This window comes from Sunxiuqinia indica (assembly GCF_009847015.1).
GTDB lineage: Bacteria > Bacteroidota > Bacteroidia > Bacteroidales > Prolixibacteraceae > Sunxiuqinia > Sunxiuqinia indica.
The window spans coordinates 284,946-301,881 of sequence record NZ_WVEM01000006.1 but is presented as its reverse complement, the minus strand read 5'-3'; the positions used below and the strand labels follow the sequence as shown (position 1 = coordinate 301,881).

Genomic DNA, 16,936 nt, shown 5'->3' with positions numbered 1-16,936 from the left:
AAGAAAATCGCCAGTAAATTGGCGAGCAAGTTGAAAAGGCTCAGGAGACGATGGAAAAACATCAGAAGGCAGAAATAGGGGTAATTTGAAAGAGAGAAAATAGCTCAATTTTAGCACGAATGGGCGCTTGCCTGGGAAAGTATCTTTCCGGTTTTTTTTTCGCTTTGGAGGAGTTATCTTTAGGCCTCTAAAAATATAATTATGGCGATTACAGCATTTCGGGGGATGAATCCCTGGTCTCAATTTATTTTTGCTGCTTTTATTATTCTGGTTTCTTTTCTGCTGGTGTTTGTTCTTTCAATTTTAGCGGTTATTCCGGTTATTGGAGTTTCTGGTATTACGAATGGACTATCCGGCGGGAATCTCTCCGATCCGTCAACAATCGCATTGTTAAAATACTTTCAGGTGGTACAGTCTGTTGGGCTTTTTGTGTTGCCGCCGCTAGTTATCGCTTATTTGTACGACGGAAATATTGTTTCGTATTTGAATTTACGGCAGAAAATCGATACCCAGAGCATTATTTTGGGATTGCTGGCTGTTTTAGCTGCCGGGCCTTTGGTGGGCTTTTTAGGTGAGTTGAATCAGCAAATGACCTTTCCGGAGTCGATGGCCGGATTTGAAAGCTGGATGCGCACCATGGAAGATAGCGCAACTGAAATGATTGATCGGTTTATTCAGGTCGAAACCGTTTGGGGATTGTTATTCAACCTTTTTATGATTGCTGTAATTCCTGCTATTGGTGAAGAGTTATTATTTCGTGGAGTGATTCAGAAGATTTTTACTCAAATGACCAAGAACTATCATTGGGGAATCTGGATTTCAGCTTTTGTGTTTAGTGCCTTACACATGCAGTTTTACGGCTTTTTACCACGCATGCTACTTGGTGGATTATTTGGCTATTTGCTGGTTTACTCGGGCTCTCTCTGGCTGCCAATACTGGCTCATTTCTTAAATAATGCGATTGGTGTGTTGGCTTTGCATAGCGAGCAGCAGGGAAGCGAAACGGTTGAAGCAATTAATCAGTATTCCGATTCGTACGGCAGTTCACCCGGCTTGGCCATTGTCGGTTTAGTCCTGTCTGTTTTGTTGTTGTACTTTCTGAAAAAGAAGTCTTTTGCTAGTTAAAGCTTAGGTTTGTTTGAAGCTTTTCAGCTTCCATTTTTTTCAATTCAGATTGTCGAAAAACATAAACGAGCCCATACTCCTGTGCTTTTTCACGACGCTGGTCAGAAGGGAAATCGGAAAATTTTTCTTCTACCTGATTCCATAAATCCTGAATGAGGGCATCTGCATCTTCGCGCATTTCTTTCACTTTTAAAGTGGCACGATCTACATTATTTTGCAGTATTTTTTGGTGATGAAAAGCGTCTTTAAAATTTTCGTAATGAACTTTTACCAGCGCGATAGATGGACTATAAATGGCGCTTCCGCCCTGCATGCAACGTTTTTGCTCACCAGCAATAATACGCTCGCCCCAGGCCAACACATCATTTTCTAAGTTTAGTGGAGGAACTTTAGCCGAATGAGATGGCATGCCATAAAATTCGCGGACTTCAGGTTTCATCTCTTCACGAAGAATGGCGAAGTTTAGTACCTGTACAAAGTGCGAAAGGTAAAGCTTAGCCTTTTTGAAGATGGTGCCATACTCGTTAGACCGGTCAAACTGTATTTGCTTGCTTGCTTGTAGCTGACGAATGGAGTTTGATAGTCGAGGATAGAGGGTTTGAATTTTTTCGAGTGTTAAGGCATCAAATGCCAGCTCACTAAACGCAGTGCGTTTTCCTTTCTCCAGCGCCATTTCAATGGCTTTCATCCTCGCTTGGTCTGTGTTTGGCAATCTTCGGTATGGCATAAGATATTTTTTTGCTTAGTACGAAGATATGAAATCAGCAAGTGCAGATTGGTGTCTTCGCACTAAAACTAATCAACAGGTAGTTGTTTAAAAGTCAATAGTAGTGGGCTGTTCGGCTATATTTTCCCGATATCAACTCGCAATATGTAATAAATAGTGATGTGGTTGAAAGTTTTGAACAGCTATTTCGACACTTCAAGCATCCGAATAATAGGCACTTTCGCTTTCTCGATAACTTCCGCAGAAAGCTGTATTTCAGGCTGTTCATACTTCATGCAGATGTATAGCTTTTGTAAGCTATTCAGTTTCATGTAGGAGCAGTCGCTGCACGCACAAGTTTCATCTGTTGAGGGAGCTGGGATGAATAGTTTATCGGGGCAGGCTTTTTGCATTTGGTGGAGGATTCCACTTTCAGTTGCCACAATAAACTTTCTCGCATCGCTTTCCTGAACGAAATTAAGCAAGGAGCTGGTGGATCCAATGTGTTTGGCCAGCAGTAAAACCGGTTTTTCACATTCGGGGTGTGCGATAAATTCAGCATCCGGATGTTCGTCCATCAGGTTGATGATTCGTTCAATCGAGAATTTTTCGTGCACCATGCAGGCACCATCCCAAAGTACCATATCGCGACCGGTAATGCTGTTGATGTAGTTACCCAGGTTTTTATCCGGTGCAAAAATCAATTTAGTATCTTTTGGGAAACTCTCCACGATTTTTTTCGCATTGGATGAAGTACAAACAATGTCAGTCATCGTTTTTAAGTCGGCAGTACAATTGATATACGAAATGACTTTATGATCGGGATATTTCGCTTTAAACTCAGCAAACTTTTCAGCAGGAGCCGATTCGGCTAGTGAGCACCCCGCTTTTAAATCGGGCAAAATAACTTTTTTAGATGGATTGATAATCTTTGCTGTTTCAGCCATAAAATGAACACCAACAAATACGATGATGTCAGCTTCAGTTTTTGCAGCAGCCTGAGCCAGCTGAAGGCTATCTCCCACAAAGTCGGCTATATCTTGCAGTTCGCCATCAACGTAATAATGACTTAAAATGACGGCGTTCTTTTCCTTTTTCAGGCGATTGATTTCCTCGACCAGTTTTAACTTCGGATCGATTTTCTCATCAATATAACCTTTCTCTTCCAACATCTCCTGTATCAATAACTTTTCCATCTTGAAATACTCCTTTTTTCAGAATAGTGGGCGCAAAATTAAGAATTCCTCTAAAAAAACAGATAACAATCTTTAAATGTTTTGATTTTGAAGCGATCAGACTCTATTTTATCTGTTTATATAGAACGAGAATCCCTGACAGAACAAGTATCTGCCAGGGATTTGCTTTGTTATTAAGGGTAATCAGTACTAATTGAGTTTCAATTTTGCATTTTCTACGGGATTAACGCTAGATGTAATCGGGCGCATCCGGAAAGAATAGCTGTAACTTTTCCCGGTTAAACGGTATTCATCGTGTGTCCAGGCGCCCCAGCTGGTATCACCGCCAACACCCATTTGTTTATAATCGATATTTACCGAAGTCAGATCGCGTGGTTTTACATCATCGGTATGTCGATTCACAGGCTTCACGCCCTCTTCCTGGCGACCATCCGTGCGTTCGGGCGATTCGAAATCTTCCATAATGTTGTGGTGTGCACTCACCGACAGTAGTGGTTGTCCTACAAAAAGTAGCCCTTTTCCGTCTTCGTTGGTGATGGTCATCCAGCGCACATCGGTTTTGTTTCCGTTTTCCTGTGGACGCAGGTATGCCCAGTATTGGTCGGCAACGGAGCCGGAATATTTGTCAACGAAGGCCGAGGTTTTGCGATCCCAGTATGATTCGTGCGGCCCGCGTCCAAACCAGCTCATTTGATCAAACTGGCGAGACATTTGCAGATTCATGCCCATACGTACAATTTCGGGAAGCGTGTCGCTTGCCATTTTAAACTGGTTGGCAACTACCACATCGCCGCTGCCGTATACTGTATAGTTTGAACTGTAATCGGCAATTTTCTCGCCTTGTTCGTTGGTCAGATCAAATTTGAAATCGATCACCAATTGGTTGGCTGCTTTTTTCGTGAGCTTGACTGAGTTTACTGTCCGGTTTTCTCCGGCTTTGCGCCACACACGGCTGCGCTTGTGCAGGTCGTTTCCGTAGTCGTTGTCGATTGGAGCGCGCCAGAAATTAGGAATCGGACCTTCTTTCAACAGTTCGGTATCTCCAGACTGGAAACTACTTAATACACCGGATTCCTTGCTGAAAGTCAGACTGAAACCTTCGCCTTGAATGGTGATTTGTGAATCGGTTTCGTTGGCTTCAAGAGCAGGAAATTCAGTGATGTTGGCTTTTGGTGCTGCTTTTTCGTAAGGCAGTTTCATTTGTTCGGCAGCCAGTTCATAATTGGCAGGAACCAGTCCTTGTGCCGTTTTCGTTTTCGCAGAGAAGTTTAGAAAGTATTCTGTGCCCGGTTTCGGGTCGATGGAGTAATCCAGTTGTACTTGCTTTTTTGTTCCTGGAGCCAATTCGAAGTCGTTCAGCATTCCTTCTTTTACCACTTCGCCATCGGCAGTAATGGTCCAACTCAAGTTCAGCTCGGACAAGTTGGTGAAGGCATATTTATTTTTAATTTCTACAACACCTTTTTTCAGATTTTTAGCTGTGAAACCGATATTTTGATAAACTTTTTTTACTTCAAGCAGGTGCGGTTTAATTCCGCGATCGGGATCAACCAGTCCGTTATTGCAGAAGTTGCCGTCTGATGGAACCGTATCCGGTCCGAAGTCGCCGCCATAAGCCCAAAATTCTTCACCTTCCTCGTTGGTGGTCAGCAGTCCCTGGTCAACCCAATCCCAAATGCAGCCGCCTTGCAGGACATCGTAGTGTTCAATCGCCAACCAGTAATCTTGCAAGTTACCAACACTGTTTCCCATGGCATGTGCGTATTCGCATTGAATCATTGGTTTCTCAGGATCCGATTTTGCATACTTAACCATATGGTCGATACTGGCATACATCGGACAATTAATATCGGTATTTTCGCCGCCGTGAGCTTGTTCGTACTGAACCGGGCGGGTTGAGTCCTGTTCTTTCAGGTAGTTGTAAGTAGCCATGAAGTTAACCCCGTTTCCGGCTTCGTTACCCAACGACCAAATAATGACAGACGGCTGGTTTTTGTCGCGTTCAAACATGTTTTTGGTACGATCAAGATGTGCTTTCCCCCAAGTAGGATTTTTTGCTAATGATTCAGGTCCATATCCCATCCCATGCGATTCGATGTTGGCTTCGTCAATCAGGTAAAGTCCATATTCATTGCAGAGCTTATACCACAATTCGGGTTGTGGATAGTGTGAGGTACGAACGGTATTGATGTTATGGGTTTTCATCAATTCAATGTCTTTGAGCATGGTTGCTTTATCCTGTACGTGTCCGGTAACATCATTGTGTTCGTGCAAGTTTACACCTTTAACATAGATTGGTTCGCCATTCACCATCAACTGGGCATTGTTAATTTCTACTGTGCGGAAGCCAACATCCTGACGAAGTACCTCGATGGTGTTGCCTGCTTCGTCTTTCAGTGTGAGTAGCAACAAGTAGAGATTTGGATGTTCGGCTGACCATTTTTTTACATCAGCGAATGTTTCTTTAAAAGAAACTATTTCACTGGGATTGGCCAATTCAACAGTTTGCTCAAACGATTTAACAGATGTGGTTCCGTCAAACAATTCGGCTTCCAATCTCACTTTTTGAGCAGCATCGGCCGAATTAGCCAGTTCCACATTCAAGGCAAATGTTCCATCCTGGTAGTTTTCGTCCAGTCCGGCTGTAACCCTGAAATCGTGTATGTTTTGCTTGTTTCTGGCCATCAGGAAAACGTCGCGGGTCATTCCGCTGAGGCGCCAAAAGTCCTGATCTTCGAGGTAGCTGGCATCGCTCCAGCGGAAAACTTCAACGGCAAGCGTGTTTTCCCCTTCTTTTAGCAAGGGTGTGATGTTGAATTCGGCAGGTGTTTTGCTGTCCTCGCTGTAGCCGACAAATTCTTCATTCAGCCAAACATTCATGGCCGAACTTACTGCTCCAAAATGAAGTATAATTTCTTTTTCATCCCAATCTGCAGGGATCTCGAATGTTCTTTTATAAGAACCAACGGGGTTGTAGTGGTCTTGGATGAGTGGAGGAGTTTTCGCATGCGGATACTTCACGTTGGTATAGATGGGGTAGTCAAATCCTTCAACCTCCCAATTTGAAGGAACTTTAATTTCGTCCCAGTCGCGTGTATCGTAATCGTTTTTGAAAAACCAAAAAGGTCTTTCACTTGGATTTTGTGCCAGATGAAACTGCCAGGTTCCGTTTAGTGAAAGCAGGCTGGGCGATTCCCATTTTTCATCGGCGATGGCCTGTTCTGCTGTTGCGTAAGGAATGTAATGTGCTCTTGGCGCTTCTTTGTTAATTTGTACAATTTCCGGATCTTCCCATGGTTTTGGGTTAGGTTCTTCAAAAGGTACATCTTCATATTTGCTTGAACATGAGATGCCCAGGTAAATAAATAGTAGTAGCGAAAGTAGTTTGTAGCTTTTCATTTTTATTAATTTTAATTGCTTCCCAACTGGTTGGTACTAGTAGGTAGCAAAATTCTCAAAAATATTTTTTAAAAGCAAGGAAAATTATTTACCGGAAAGTATAAAGAATCTTTTTAAAAACAGGCTGTGAGGAGTTTGTAGATATAAAGCGAGCATGCAACAGTCTGTCGGTACGCGAGAATTAGTATATGCGAGTTTCACTAAAATGAGCATGCTCGTTTTAGTGAGCACTTTTATGGTAAACGGTAGAATGAAGAAAGGATCGTTGAAGATTTCAAATTATGATGAGATAAAAAAGGGAGCTGTAGCTACAACTCCCTTTTTATGTGTTTTTAAATTTTAGCGTGATTTAAGAAACTTTTCATAGTCAGAGTGGCCATCGGATGATATTAAATGAATTAAGTAAAGGCCCGGACTAAGATTGGAAACGCTAATTTGATCGGCTTGATCAGCTATATTTTTTATCAATTGCCCGCTTAAATTAAAAATTTTGATGTGCTTAATTTCTTCAGAGCTTTTAATGTATAGAATATCGGATGCTGGATTCGGATAAATTGAAGCAAATTCAGCGGCTCGCGGTATTTCCCGATAGTCAGTTAGTAATTGGAAATCATTCTTATCGCGTGGCAGTAGCTGGTAGGTTTGATTATACTGGCTCAAAACGCCTGTTATGTTCATGTACCCGGTTGGTAGGGTTTCGCCAACTAGTCGCGAGCTGCTGGAAACGAAGAAAACCCCGGCTCCTGCTTGGTCTGAAAAGGTAAACGAGGTGTTTGCCTCAGGAATTGTTTGCCCCCCATTTTGAAAGCTTACTTTGTTAACAGTGACTAACATTCCTTCATATTCTTCGCTAAAGTCAGCGGTTGTAATGACTTTTGGCGCCATTGGCTTGTTGGTTTTGTAATTGTATATGTAGCTGATATTGCCAATCTCGGTCAGGTTGTTGTATTCTTCAACAGTACCACGCACAATTAAACTGTCGCCAACTTTGCCGCGTGTTACTGTATTGTAAATATTGATTCCACTATACTTCTCGTCATTGGTTTCAAGGTAGAAGGAGTAATCATAGTTGGCTGTAATCCGTCCGGCAATGGTTACTTCTTGCCCAAGGAGAGGACTGGCTTGTTGTGTTCCCTGAACTTCGCTGATGGATGTGATTGATTCGGGATTGATTTTTTCCGGAAAGCGATAGCTGGCATGGCAGGTGTAAACTGAATCCGTGCTGGTGGCACTAACCTTCAAATGTAAAAGCTCGTTGGGAGAGAATCCGGTTGGCGTGATTGTGGCCGAGTAGCTCGATCCATTGGCTTCCATGTTGGCTTGGTTATCTTCCGAAGCATATTTATTACCCCAAAAAAGGGTGATTGCCTGTAGTGCTTGCTCGCCTTCAATTTTTATGGTGACTGTCAATTCATCGTTTATTGAAGGAAACTCCGGAGCCATTTGAAATTCAGAAAACTCAATGCCCGATGGAGATTTGTTGTCCCAAATAAAATCAGCAAATTCAGGATGGTCGATAAAGGGATTTCGGTTTTGTTGTGACTCGAAAACCCGTTCATTTCTGCGTCGTTCCAAGTCCGATGGAGGATAGTCGCGATTCCATTGAAGCAAGGCATCCAAATTGCCGTGCAGTGCCGATGGGTAGGTGTGATTGTGGTCGACAAGTTCGAGATCCAGTTCATCTCCTTCTCCTTCATATCGGGTAGCCATATAAAATAAGGTTCGGGCTACTTGCCCTTTGGTTTTAGGTCCCGGTTCCCAGGTCGAATCGGTATAGTAGCAATATAGTGCTTCCGGGTGCTGCGATCCTTGCGGTTGAATGTTGTCAAAATCTTTATTTCCCCGGTCTTCATTTACTGAAGCATCTGCTGGGTGAAGGTTGTGTGCATCTCCATCCATGGGCCAGATTCCTTTAAAGTTTCCATGCGACTTTGCCCACACATGCTCCCGGTTAACGAAGTCGCCACCACTTCCATAGTTACTGGCTGCGCGGGATTCCTGCAAATAAAACAGAATAACATTGTCTGGATTCTCAGGATCAGCATCAGCATAATTGATTATGTTTTTTGCAAAGCTGTACGAGAAATCAACATGGTTGCTGATGATCTCATTTAAGCTTGTTTTTAGTTCTTCTCCGCTTTTGCCTTCAGTGCCATTGTAGTATCCAACTGGTTGAGCAATGGATAATTTGAAGAAGATGAGGATGGCAAGAATAGCGATGGATGGTTTTGTAATTTTTAATCTCATATTTCATCCTGTTTAGTTGTGGCGTGCAAAATTAATTCGGTAAAATTAAAGGAAGTGGATCAACTTTTAAATGACGATTGAATTCTTTATCAAGAAAAAGACCACCTCTGAAAAAGATGAGGTGGTCTTAGCTTTGAAAATATTAGAGTATTTTATTCAATAAAAGTAAATTGGGGGTTCGGGCCCGCTTTCGTGCACTGAAATTTTAGGGTGTACTCTGCATCAGTGCCATCGTAAGCAGCAATAGTCACAAGGTACATCACATCAACTCCGCTAACCTGAGTAACCGCATTCGGATATTTGATAGGCAACAATGCTTCGGCGATCCCGGCTTTTGCAGCTTCTAAGCCAGAAGAAAAGCTGGAGTCGAATTTACCATCCCGAAAGTCAAAGTTTTCGTAATAGGCTCCGGCTCCAAAATAGAATTCCTGAGTTCCATAGCTATCGATGTATTCACTTCCATATTCACTTTTTACGTAGTCAACAATAATCTGATAGTCATCTGATGACATCGTAAACAGGACAGAAGGGTCAAAAATCCAACCGGAACTTGTTTTCAGGAATTGATCTGTTTTTTCAATTGTGCTTTGGTATTCCTTCCAACCTTCGGCAGTTTTTGTGTACTGTTTCGCTCTGCTCGATGTTGATCCACTGGAATAGTATTTGTAAACCACGGCAACAGTGCTTTCTTCCATGGCATATGGAAATTTCAACGACAGAAATGTTGGCAGGTAACTGCCTGGAGACATTGATGAGTCGAAGTTGTTGTATTTTCCGGGTTGTCCTGAATTTTCACCCATAGAATCATAATCGTCTGAGCTTAATCTATAGCTGGTAACACCTTCCGGCAAGTCAACTTCAATAGCTGCCCACGTTGATCCATCAAATTCATAATACTCGCTTACATCGCTGACTCCTCCGCTGTAAAATTTGTAGGTCACAAATACTAAGTCACCGTTTTGTGCATCAGGATACTTGGATGAAAAGAAAGCTGGCAGGTAGTCTTCAGGAGGTGTCGATGAATCGAAGTTATTGTATTTCCCCGGTTGTCCTGAGTCTTCGCCCATCGAGTCATAATCGGCAGTAGTCAGCTCATAGCTTGATGCTTCGGTTAAATAATCCAGATAGTTCAGTCCACCTCTATAATAATTGTAAGTAACATTTACTGCCGAATTTACATCAAGCGTTGGATATTTTTCAGCAAGAAAGTCTGGGATGTAGTCTGCGGCCGGAGCATAGCTGCTAAAGTTATAGTAGTCGCCAGGGTCTCCTCCAATTGATTCATAATCTTCGTCTGTTAGCGTATAGTTCAGGTTCTCTACTAAATCAATCGGATTGTCATCGTAGCCTTCAAACTGATCATTATATTCTTCGCATCCGAATACGACCAGTGCCATCAAAAATAGGTATAATAACTTTTTCATATGTTTATAATTGTTTATTCTAAAAGGTACTCTGTGCAACTTGCCTGATAATTATATTTCTGATTGATAGTTTATTATCGTGCTTGTTTCATGATTGTACAATTCTAGACGATTAAAAATTAATTTTAAGTGACACGGAACCTGTTCTTCCAAATCCATAGAAAACAAGTGCGTCTTCCCAAGTTCCTGATGAGCCACTGTCGGCATCGGAAATATATTCTTTGTCAAGCAGGTTGTGAACGTTTCCTCTAATTGAAGCATTCAATCCGCCAATTGTAAAATAATAAAGGGCGTTGGCATCAACAGTTCCGGCTCCGGGTACCTTCCAGGTATCTTCTCCCTCAAGATCCCGAATACTACCCGGATCGGCATACAAGCGTGCATTGTACTTGTAATCAACTCCAATTTTTAGGTCTTTAATTATTTTGTAATCTAAACCAAGATAAGCATTCGTTTGCGCGGCATCGCCCACATGTACTCCTCCAATATTCAATTCAATTTTGTCGGCTTCGTCAACTGTATTTACAATATCTCCATCGCTATTTACCAGTTGTCCGTCACGGTTAAAAACATAGGCTTCAACGTCTTTATCCCATTTCCAATCACCAATTGAAAGCATTCCTTTTAATGTAAGGTCTTTGGTGATTTTAGCCTTTGCTTCAAGCTCAACTCCTTTGTGAATTGCATTTACACCTTCAGCATTATAGCGTCCTGCATCTGGATCTCTTGAGTCAAGAGCTCCTGCCAGCGATTTGTCTTGCCACTCTGTATAATAAACGTTTAAGTTGGCCGAAAGAATTCGCGACTTATATCCGTATCCAAGTTCGGCTGAGAACACTTTTTCGTTTTTAGCTCCATCGTTAATTTCGTTACTTACATCATCAGCAAGAAAAACATTGGAATAAAATGGAGCTCTGGAGAAGTAGCCAATGTTTGTAAATACATTGTTTTTCGCATCGATATTATAGTTGGCTCCACCTTTTGAGCTCCAGCCCAGAAAGCTAATATTATCTGACTTTTCTTCGCCGGGAGCATAGTACATATTGTCATATCTCCAGTAAGTCGTATTTGAAATAGCACCTGAGTAAAATACACTCCAGTCGTTATAATTATACTCTAACTGTCCAAAAAGCCCTTCCCAAAGTACGTGACCGTCATAATCTCTTGAAATCTTATCTCCCGTTGAGAGTTTTTCATAGAGATAATCCTCGTTTCCGTCTTGGTAAGCAACATTTTCACGATCAGGATCAATAAAAAATTCACCTCCTAGCAGATCAGTAATTGTGCGGTTGTGTTTTCCAATGTAGTAGCGTAAATCAACACCTCCGTAAAAATCGATGTCTGGCGTAAGTTCAGCAGTATAAGTCGATATTGCTCCCATCCATTGATGACCGTTATTAGAACTTCCTAAAATAGCCTGAGAGCCTTCCATGTTGGCGGCATTGTCTCGTTGAATTGCAGCGTAGTCAAGGTAGCCGTTAATGGTTCTATCATCGTCATTTGACCCGTATAATCTTGAACGTTCATTTCCTCGTTGGGTACGTCCACCTCCTTCGCCAATAGAATAATAAAGTGAGGTGGAAAGGCTGGAAATATTATTAATTGTCCAAAAGTGGTTTAATGAAAACTGGGGTTTATGGTAATAGTTTTTGGCAGCTACAACTCGCTGTCCGTCAATTCCAAATCCGTAAGTTGCGTTAAATCGGTATTCTTCTTTAAATTGCTGCCATTCTCTAATGGTGTACTTGTCAAACGAGCTACGCTGGTTGTGCCATTGTGGAGCTCCAAACCCTGTAAACGACAAGGTGTGTTTATCATTGAATCGTTTTGAAAGGTTGAAAAAGTATGAGTAACCTTCAAACTCAGTTCCCTGGATGTAACCATCACCCCAGGTTTTTGATCCTAATAATGAAAACGCCCAGCCGCTTTCAGTCAACCCTGAAGAAACAGAAAATAGAACTTTACGATAACCGTCGTTTCCATAAGCGGTAGAGAATGATCCACCTTCTTCTGCATCAGTGGTTTTAGTTACAATGTTTACCGATCCTCCTACTGATGGCGCGGCAACTTTCGAAGCTCCCAGTCCACGCTGTACTTGCATGGAGCGAAGTACATCCGTCATTCCCATCCAGTTAGACCAGTAAATACCTCCCCATTCCATATCGTTAACCGGAATACCATTGATCATGACTGCTACGTTTGGAGAGTCGAACCCGCGAAGGTTAAAGCGACCGTCTCCCCAGCCCCCACCTTCTTTCGTTGCATAAACACCCGGTGTTGTTTGGAGAATTTCAGGAAACTCCTGTGTCCCGATTTTTTCAGTGACCAATTCCGCATCAATGGTTGAGATAGCAACGGGCGTTTTACGCTGAATACCGACAGATGCTAAAACCATAACTTCATTGATTCCAACAGCGTCAGGGTCTAAAGCAATTGTTCCAAGATCTTTGGTTTGCCCGTCGACAACCGAAACAGCCATCTTTTTATCGAGAAAACCGAGATAGCTAATTACAAGTTGAGTTTCGCCGGCATCAACCTCAATCTTGAAAGTCCCGTCGAAATCGGTGACTGTTCCTCGTGTGGTTCCTTCCAGAACAATCGATGCACCAATCAATGTCTCATTGGTGTCGGCATCTACAACTGTTCCTCGCAGTGTTCCCTTTGATAGGGCCACTAGTGAACTAAGGCCGAATATGGCCAGAAAAGTAATCTTTAGTAGTTGTGTTTTCATAGAATATAATTTTGGAAAATAAGTCGTTTAATGTATTAAAATTCAAGTGCATAATAAATGACATTCTGTGATAAGATATGAACCGGATTTCAACACTTTATTAACCCCCACAGTTGAAAATGTTAATCACTGTTAAATTATTTATAGCACTCCAAAGTAATAGTATACATCTTAAAAGAACGTAAACTTTAAGTTAAGTGTAAAGGTTTTTTGGATGCGGAGTTTGAAAATGATTTCAGAAATTGACAAAATGGAATGCATTTCGACTTAAATAGCCACTTATTTGAGATGTTGTTCCTCCTTTTTTGCTATTGTGACTAGCAGTAAATAATGATAAAAGTCATATTATTCAAATAATTTTAAAAAGATGCCAAAAAACATAGCGATGTAATATGTTGTAATACAGATGTATAAGAGCGCGTGTGAAAATTAATGGAAAATTTATAGTACTTTGTATTGCATAGAACCATTTAAAGTACATATATTTGTAATACCGAATTCGAGGTAAAGAATAGAAATAGTTTTAAAAAAGTTCTATACACAGTGTAACGAAAACGAAAAACAATCGTCTTAAAGACAGAAACAGAAAACAATAAGCTCTCAAAGCAAAAGCAGTTAAACAAAAGCATCAGAAAACAGAAAACAGAAACAAAAGCACAGGAGGACAAATCATGAAAACACAAAACAGCGAAACAGAAAACAGAAACAATCAAGTTGAAAAAGTATTGTTAAGAAGTGCAGCAGTAATTATTAGTTTTGTATTAATTAGTTTTACAGTCAGTGCACAAGGATTTTGGAAACAGTTGTTGACCAATAACAGTTTTGGACAAGTCGCCTTGTTGATGGTTGAAGAATCGGCAGCCGATGTAAACGCGGGTGAAAGTACTTTGCCAACAGAAGCATCAAGCTCAACTTTTTATTTCGAGCAAGCAGTTGATCCGGAGTTGAACGTAGAAACATGGATGACCGATGACGTTTACTTTGGTTCTTTTATCAACATGGCAACACCGGAAGCTGAGAAAAATCTTGAGATTGAAGATTGGATGGAAGATGATAGTCACTTCAATAGTCCACTGGCAACAGATCAAGACAAAGAGTTGAAATTGGAAGCATGGATGACTAATGATAAATACTGGAGAATGTAGTTTATCGGGCGGCGGACAGATCCAATTTTAAACAGACATGAAAGGGAAGAATTATGAAGATCGAGAATACAAAAGCACAAATGCGAAAAGGGGTTTTGGAGTACTGTATCTTATTAGTACTCGATGGGAAACCTCTTTACGCCAGCGATATTATTGACGAGTTGAAAAATTCGAAAATGATCGTTGTTGAAGGAACCCTTTACCCCTTGCTCACCCGTTTGAAAAACGCCGGATTGCTGGCTTACAAATGGGAAGAATCGACCCAGGGACCACCACGGAAGTACTATGAATTGACAGAAGTAGGAAATGAGTTCGTTGTAGAACTGGGAAAATCGTGGAGCGAATTGGTTGAAGCTGTTGGTACCATTAAGAAAAGCAAATCGTAACAATCAATACGGAAAACAAAAGCACAAACGCACAAAAACACACAGAGATGAAAAAGACATTTACAATTAATATTAGCGGCAGCGTTTTTCACATTGACGAAGATGCTTACCAAAAACTGCAGAACTATTTGCAAATGCTCAATCAGCATTTTGGTCCAAACGAAGAAGGTCGTGAGATATTACAGGACATTGAAACCCGAATCGCTGAACTTTTCAACGAAAAGATGGAAAAGGGTGACAAAAATGTGATCCAGGAGTCATGGGTTGATGAAGTGATGGCAAGAATGGGCAAGCCAGAAGACTTCATGGAAGGTGAAATTGACGAAGATGAAACAGAAGAGACAGGTACGAAGGCTGAAAGTAAAACCCATACCACAACCGGAAAAACCAAACGACGTATGTATCGTGACCCGGACAGCCGTGTTTTTGGAGGTGTTTGTGGTGGAATGGGTGCATACTTTGGGATTGATCCAGTCATACTTCGAATTATCACTTTTATATTAATATTTGTGACAAGTGGGGTCATTATTCCAGTATACTTATTGCTGTGGATTGCAGTACCAAAGGCTCGCACAACGGCTCAAAAGTTAGAAATGAGGGGACAGGAAGCTACTGTTTCAAACATTGAAAAATCGATCAAAGAAGAAGTAGATGAAGTAAAAGCCAGCTACAAAAAATTTAAAAGCTCTGATTCTTATAATAAAGGAAGAGAGAATGCCGGCCGTTTTGGCGATGTTCTTTACAGCATTCTTCGGGTAAGCTTGAAAGTACTCATCATCATTTTTGGAGTATTGATGATTTTATTCGGTTTTATCTCTTTAATCACTTTTCTGACTTCTATGATTGTCGGTCATTCCTTTATGGAGGCTGCTCCATGGATTGCCGGAATAGGACCAGAATTTTATGTTCCCGGAATCGCTAATTACTTTATTAGCCCCGGTTCGTTAACCATTTTGCTGATTGCCATTGGCTTTTTAGTTGGTATTCCATTACTCGGGATATTATTTATTGGAACTAAAATGGTGTTTCGCTATAACACAAATAATAAGGTAATCTTTTTAGGAACACTGGGTGTTTGGTTGGTTGCGCTGGTTACCGTGATTGTTGTTTCGCTTGCTCAGGTCGATAACTACAGTAAGCAAACAACCGTAACCGAAAGCAATAAGGTAGAGTGTGATAGTTGCCAAACTTTGTATTTGAACTTGGCTGATGATAACTACAGTGGACGTCATAATTACTATATGGATCTTGATCGGATGAAAGTGATTACTGAAAATGGAGAAACGACATTACTTGGCAGACCTCGCTTGGATGTGGAACGAAGCAATACCGATGATTTCGTGATTCTGGTGCGTAAAAAGTCGCGTGGAGCGAGTTCTGAAGAGGCAAAAGATAATGTTCAGGAAATCGTTTATCAGTATCAGTTAAACGATTCAACCATCTATTTTGACCCTTATTACCGGTTGGCTGACGGTAGCCGATGGTTACAGCAAGAAGTAGATATTACGGTGAAAGTTCCTGAAAATAAGAGAGTATATCTGGGAGATGAACTGGTTAAAATAATCTACGATATTGAAAATACTTCGAATACCTGGGATGGCGACATGGCGGGTAAATACTGGAAAATGACTGAGCTCGGGTTACAGGAAGATTCAGGCGAACTGCAAGAATATTCAACAAACAATTAGCACATGGTGTGTCCTTGTGTTTTTATTTTCGGAGATTGACTTTCGGGGCGATCTCCGGAAGGGACACCAGCAAAATATAAAATGATGAAACAAGCATGTTTAGTCAAAACACAACTGGTAATGATTAAAGTGCGAGTTCCATATGATACTTTATAAATAAACAATTTCAATCATATGAAACAATTTAAAATCATATTAGGACTACTTTTTCTTGTATCGACAGCTGCGGTATTCGGACAAAGTAAGTCAGACAAGATATTCGACTCATTCAGAAATAAACCGGGTGTTACCTACTTTGCTTTTACCAAAAGCATGACCGACGCTTTCAATATCGATTTGGACGACGAAGGAAAGACCATCAAAGGTGATTTGAATGAGATTCGCTTTTTGTCGTACAATCCGGAAAAAGGAAGTTTGACAGGAACCGATTTTATGAAAAAGGCCTCGAAACTACTGTCCTCAGCTTACAATCGGATTGTTGAGGTTGACGACGATAATAATGCTGAAATCTGGATGCTGGGCAATAAAAGAAAAGCAAAAGAGTTTCACGTATTTATTAAGAACGAAGCCGATGATGATATGCAATTTCTGATTTCGTTTTTTGGCAAATTTGATATTGATGATGTTGAAGGAATTCAGGAAATTGGTTTGAATATGACGATTGGAGATTAAAAAAAGAATACCATGAAACGATTAACAAAATCATACGACAAAAGAATAGCCGGAGTTTGTGGCGGATTTTCAGAGTATATTAATCCGGAGTTAGATCCGGTTATTGTTCGAATAATATTTGCCGTATTGGCATTTATGAATCCACTTTTGATTGTGGCTTACCTGGTGTTGGCTATTGCCTTACCGGACCCGGACGTAGCTCGATAAACACATCCAT

The 16,936-nt window shown here is 41.1% G+C and carries 12 protein-coding genes; 6 read left to right on the top strand and 6 right to left on the bottom strand.

Annotated elements, in window-relative coordinates; genetic code table 11:
* The first annotated feature begins 201 nt into the window (after nt 1-201).
* Nucleotides 202-1,125, top strand: a complete 924-nt coding sequence (locus GR929_RS11370; protein WP_159519857.1) for a CPBP family intramembrane glutamic endopeptidase — start codon at nt 202-204, stop codon at nt 1,123-1,125.
* On the opposite strand, the gene GR929_RS11365 is transcribed toward GR929_RS11370, so the two are convergent.
* The 6 genes from GR929_RS11365 to GR929_RS11340 all read right to left on the bottom strand — a co-directional run bounded on the left by GR929_RS11365 (nt 1,118) and on the right by GR929_RS11340 (nt 12,828).
* Nucleotides 1,118-1,852, bottom strand: a complete 735-nt coding sequence (locus GR929_RS11365) for a hypothetical protein (RefSeq protein WP_159519856.1) — start codon at nt 1,850-1,852, stop codon at nt 1,118-1,120. The two genes, GR929_RS11370 and GR929_RS11365, sit on opposite strands and share 8 nt — an antisense overlap.
* Before the next feature lie 182 nt (nt 1,853-2,034).
* Nucleotides 2,035-3,027 (bottom strand): quinolinate synthase NadA, encoded by a 993-nt coding sequence (gene nadA, locus GR929_RS11360; protein WP_159519854.1) that lies wholly within the window; start codon nt 3,025-3,027, stop codon nt 2,035-2,037.
* Between the two features lie 189 nt (nt 3,028-3,216).
* On the bottom strand, nt 3,217-6,426 hold the full coding sequence (locus GR929_RS11355; protein ID WP_159519852.1) for a glycoside hydrolase family 2 TIM barrel-domain containing protein: 3,210 nt from the start codon (nt 6,424-6,426) through the stop codon (nt 3,217-3,219).
* A 339-nt stretch (nt 6,427-6,765) separates the two neighbouring features.
* Entirely contained in the window at nt 6,766-8,673 is a 1,908-nt protein-coding gene (locus tag GR929_RS11350) for an endonuclease (RefSeq protein ID WP_159519850.1), read from the bottom strand.
* A gap of 152 nt (nt 8,674-8,825) precedes the next feature.
* On the bottom strand, nt 8,826-10,097 hold the full coding sequence (locus GR929_RS11345) for a hypothetical protein (RefSeq protein WP_159519848.1): 1,272 nt from the start codon (nt 10,095-10,097) through the stop codon (nt 8,826-8,828).
* A gap of 112 nt (nt 10,098-10,209) precedes the next feature.
* The gene (locus tag GR929_RS11340) at nt 10,210-12,828 is read right to left on the bottom strand and encodes a TonB-dependent receptor (RefSeq protein WP_159519846.1); all 2,619 of its coding nucleotides are present in this window, start codon (nt 12,826-12,828) and stop codon (nt 10,210-10,212) included.
* A gap of 671 nt (nt 12,829-13,499) precedes the next feature.
* Here GR929_RS11340 and GR929_RS11335 point away from each other — a divergent pair.
* From GR929_RS11335 to GR929_RS11315, 5 genes are all read left to right on the top strand, one after another.
* Nucleotides 13,500-13,973 carry a hypothetical protein gene (locus GR929_RS11335; protein ID WP_159519844.1) on the top strand — a complete coding sequence of 158 codons (474 nt, stop codon included), beginning with the start codon at nt 13,500-13,502 and terminating at the stop codon, nt 13,971-13,973.
* Nucleotides 13,974-14,026: 53 nt separating this feature from the next.
* Entirely contained in the window at nt 14,027-14,359 is a 333-nt protein-coding gene (locus GR929_RS11330; RefSeq protein WP_159519842.1) for a PadR family transcriptional regulator, read from the top strand.
* 47 nt (nt 14,360-14,406) lie between these two features.
* Nucleotides 14,407-16,047, top strand: a complete 1,641-nt coding sequence (locus GR929_RS11325) for a PspC domain-containing protein (RefSeq protein WP_159519840.1) — start codon at nt 14,407-14,409, stop codon at nt 16,045-16,047.
* Nucleotides 16,048-16,221: 174 nt separating this feature from the next.
* Complete coding sequence (locus GR929_RS11320) at nt 16,222-16,719, top strand: DUF4252 domain-containing protein (protein WP_159519838.1); 498 nt, start codon at nt 16,222-16,224, stop codon at nt 16,717-16,719.
* Nucleotides 16,720-16,731: 12 nt separating this feature from the next.
* The gene (locus tag GR929_RS11315) at nt 16,732-16,926 is read left to right on the top strand and encodes a PspC domain-containing protein (protein WP_159519836.1); all 195 of its coding nucleotides are present in this window, start codon (nt 16,732-16,734) and stop codon (nt 16,924-16,926) included.
* Nucleotides 16,927-16,936 lie beyond the last annotated feature (10 nt).

Excerpts from the sequence above, each read along its gene's own strand:
- GR929_RS11345 (WP_159519848.1), bottom strand. The coding sequence starts at position 10,097 with ATGAAAAAGTTATTATACCTATTTTTGATGGCACTGGTCGTATTCGGA.
- GR929_RS11320 (WP_159519838.1), top strand. The coding sequence starts at position 16,222 with ATGAAACAATTTAAAATCATATTAGGACTACTTTTTCTTGTATCGACA.
- GR929_RS11340 (WP_159519846.1), bottom strand. The coding sequence starts at position 12,828 with ATGAAAACACAACTACTAAAGATTACTTTTCTGGCCATATTCGGCCTT.
- nadA (WP_159519854.1), bottom strand. The coding sequence starts at position 3,027 with ATGGAAAAGTTATTGATACAGGAGATGTTGGAAGAGAAAGGTTATATT.
- GR929_RS11315 (WP_159519836.1), top strand. The coding sequence starts at position 16,732 with ATGAAACGATTAACAAAATCATACGACAAAAGAATAGCCGGAGTTTGT.
- GR929_RS11355 (WP_159519852.1), bottom strand. The coding sequence starts at position 6,426 with ATGAAAAGCTACAAACTACTTTCGCTACTACTATTTATTTACCTGGGC.
- GR929_RS11330 (WP_159519842.1), top strand. The coding sequence starts at position 14,027 with ATGAAGATCGAGAATACAAAAGCACAAATGCGAAAAGGGGTTTTGGAG.
- GR929_RS11325 (WP_159519840.1), top strand. The coding sequence starts at position 14,407 with ATGAAAAAGACATTTACAATTAATATTAGCGGCAGCGTTTTTCACATT.
- GR929_RS11365 (WP_159519856.1), bottom strand. The coding sequence starts at position 1,852 with ATGCCATACCGAAGATTGCCAAACACAGACCAAGCGAGGATGAAAGCC.
- GR929_RS11350 (WP_159519850.1), bottom strand. The coding sequence starts at position 8,673 with ATGAGATTAAAAATTACAAAACCATCCATCGCTATTCTTGCCATCCTC.
- GR929_RS11335 (WP_159519844.1), top strand. The coding sequence starts at position 13,500 with ATGAAAACACAAAACAGCGAAACAGAAAACAGAAACAATCAAGTTGAA.
- GR929_RS11370 (WP_159519857.1), top strand. The coding sequence starts at position 202 with ATGGCGATTACAGCATTTCGGGGGATGAATCCCTGGTCTCAATTTATT.